The following is a 3,139-nucleotide window of genomic DNA, read 5'->3' as shown; positions in this document are numbered from 1 at the left end:
GCCGACAGCGCTGGCGCCGCGAGGAGGCCCAACACCGGGTGCACCACCCGTTCGCGCTGCCGGTGCGCTGGCAACAGGTGCCGGCGGGGGTGGCCGACCAGGCGGCGAACGCCCTCCTGCTGGCCCCCGGGGAGGCCCGCGTCGAACCGGACCTCAGCGGCGACCTGCGGCGGGTCGCCGCGATCTACCAACGCATACCGTCGGGCCGGCTGGTGGTCCTCGGCCGGGCCGGATCGGGCAAGTCGATCCTGGCGGTCCGGTTCGCCCTCGACCTGCTGGACGCCCGCACCCGCAACGAACGAGTGCCGGTGATCTTCAGCCTCGGCGCCTGGGACCCGACCACCGTGGCCCTGCGCGACTGGCTGATCGGCCGGCTGCTGCGCGACTACCCGCACCTGGCCCGCCGGGTCCCTAGCGGCAAGACGCTGGCCGCGGACCTGCTCGACGACGACCTCGTCCTCCCCGTCCTCGACGGGTTCGACGAACTCGCCGAAGACCTGCGCGCCCCTGCCCTCGAAGCACTCAACCTGTCCCGGCTGCCGCTCGTCCTCACCAGCCGGAAGGCCGAGTTCACCGCCGCCGTCCGGACGGCCCACGCCCCGCTGGCCGCCGCCGTCGTCCTGGAACTGCGCGACCTGGACCTCGACGACCTGCGCGGCTACCTGCCCCGGACCGACCCGGCCTTCCCCGGGCCCGCCGACACCGACGGGCAGGGCGCGACCTGGGAGACCGTCCTCGACCCCACCCGGACGGCGCAGAGCGCGGGCCGCGCCAACCTCGCCGCCGCGCTGCGCACCCCGCTGATGATCGCCCTCGCCCGCACCATGTACAGCGACCACCCCGAACGTCGGCCGGGCGAACTCCTGGACACCGCCCGCTTCCCCGACCCCGAGGCGATCGAGGAGCACCTGCTGGCCGGGTTCGTCCCCGCCGTCTACCGCCCCCGTCCCACCGAACGGCTCGGCACCACCCACCGCCGGCCCGGACCGTGGGACGCGGAACGCGCCGAACGCTGGCTCGGCCACCTCGCCGACCACCTGACCCGGCTCGGCCGCGAACGGCAGGACCTCACCTGGTGGGAGGTCGGCACCGGCATGAGCCGCCTCTCGCGCACCGTGATCATCGCAGTCCTGGCCGGCATCGCCTTCGGAGTCACCACCGCGATCGGCAACCTCCCCGTCGACCTGGTCGCCACCGCGCACAGCTTCCGGTTCGCCGTCGTCCGCGGCCTGCTGGTCGGCGTCCTGCACGGCCTCGCCGCCGGCACGCTCTTCGGACTCGTCTACTGGCACGCCTCCGCCCGCGCCGCCCTCAGACCCTCGCCGGTCCGCATGCGGCTCAGCACCGGCACCCCGATGACCCGCCGCAAAGCCCGCACCCGGTCCCTGATCGGCCTGTGTGCAGGAGCAGCCGGCATGGCGCTGCTCATCCTGGTCGACGAGGGCTTGGTGGCTCCGATCGGACTCGCCGACGGGCAGGGCGCCGGACTCGCCGCCGGGCTGCTGTTCATCCCGCCGATCGCCCTCGCCACCGGGCTGGTCTTCGGCCTGATCGCCCTGTTCGAGGCCCCGGTCCGCTCCGAATCCGTCGTCAGTCCCGCCGACCTGCTGCACATCGACCGCCGCAACGTCGCCTACCACCTGCTCACCTGGGCGCTCGTCCTCGGCATCGGCGTCGGCCTGCTCAACGGCATCGTGTACGGGCCGCTGCGTGGCTTCGAGGTCGGCCTGGTGTTCGGACTGGAGGCCGCGTTCGGCGCCGGGCTCGGCTACGGACTGAGCCTGACCGCCTGGGGCCAGTGGGTGGCACTGGCCCGCATCTGGCTGCCGCTCACGGGGCAACTGCCCTGGGCGCTGATCGCTTTCCTGGACGACGCCCACCAACGCGGTGTGCTCCGCCAGGTCGGTGCGGTCTACCAGTTCCGCCACGCCTGGATCCAGAGCCACCTGAGCCGCAGCCACCAGCAGCGCCACGGCCGCGAACAGCGCCGGCGCGACCACTCGACGGAAGGGGCACGATGAGCGCCGAATCCCGTACGCACCGCCCGAGCAGGCGCACCCGGCGCGCGGCCGTTGCCGCAACCGCCACCGCCCTCGTCGGCGCCCTCGCCACCGCCCCCGCGGCCGCCCGGCCCGCCGCCCCCACCCTGCACTACACCTGCGTCTTCCCGACCATCGGCGGACAGGCCATCACCGCCAGGATCTCCGCGGACGTCCCGGCCACCCTGCCGGTCGGCGAGTCCAGCCCGGCCTTCGCCATCCGGGCGGCCGCCACCGTCGAGGCCTCCTTCACCCTCGGCCTGCGCTACGTGCTCGGGGTGCGCACCATCGAAGGCTCGGTCGACGCCGAGACCCGCGTCCTCGCCCCGCAGGGCGAGAGGGCCGTCCCCGTCCACCTCGCCATCACCCGCACCCCCGTTCCCGCCTCCGGCGCCTTCGAGATCCCCGCCACCGGCAACGCGCCCCGGCTCTCCTTCACCCGCCCCGGCACCGGGCGCGTGACCGCCGACAAGTTCACCCTCCACCTCGTGCCCAAGGACGCCGACGGCAACCTGGCCGGGCCCGGCCGGGTCGACGTCCCCTGCACCCTGAACGCCGGCCAGGACGACACCGTCGCCCCCTTCGAGGTCACCGCCGCGAAAGCCCCTCCCACCCCGTCCTCCGCCGCCCCTCCGTCCTCCGCCGCCCCTCCGTCCGCCCCGGCCCCATCCTCCGCAAGCCCGGCCACCACCCCGCCGGGAACGGACGCCTCCGCCGCCGCAAGCACCGCCTCCTCCGCCACCACCCCGCCGGCCCCTCCAGCACCGGCGTCCGCCGCCCCGCTGACGCAAACCGCCCAATCCGAGAGCTCCGGCCTGGTCACCGCCGCAATCGCCGCAGCCCTCGCCGCTGCCGTTGCCGCAGCCGCCGTCCTCCACCGGCGGCGGTCGAAGCGCCGCAGAGCATCCGAGCCCTCGTCCTGACCGTCCGTCATGCTGTGCCCGACGCCTGCCTCGGCGACCCTCGGCGGTTCTCGGCGGCCCTCGGCCGAGGAACTGCCCAGCACCGGGATCACCGGTGCACACCTGTCGGGGCGGGCAATGGTCGGCACTGGGCCCGGGGCCGCCCGCCCGGCGCGCGGCGCCCGCCCGGGGGGGGGC

The 3,139-nt window shown here is 75.1% G+C and carries 2 protein-coding genes; both read left to right on the top strand.

The window, feature by feature from the left end:
- Nucleotides 1-2,021 (top strand): NACHT domain-containing protein (locus ABZ641_RS30665; RefSeq protein WP_359987027.1); only part of this gene is annotated, 2,021 nt, incomplete at its 5' end.
- Nucleotides 2,018-2,962 carry a DUF6801 domain-containing protein gene (locus tag ABZ641_RS30660; RefSeq protein ID WP_359987024.1) on the top strand — a complete coding sequence of 315 codons (945 nt, stop codon included), beginning with the start codon at nt 2,018-2,020 and terminating at the stop codon, nt 2,960-2,962. The genes ABZ641_RS30665 and ABZ641_RS30660, both read left to right, overlap by 4 nt.
- The last annotated feature ends 177 nt before the right edge of the window (nt 2,963-3,139 follow it).

The organism is Kitasatospora sp. NPDC007106, assembly GCF_040634455.1.
Taxonomy (GTDB): Bacteria; Actinomycetota; Actinomycetes; order Streptomycetales; family Streptomycetaceae; genus Kitasatospora; species Kitasatospora arboriphila.
Note: the sequence above shows the minus strand (reverse complement) of the source record. Positions and strands in the feature narration are given on the sequence as shown.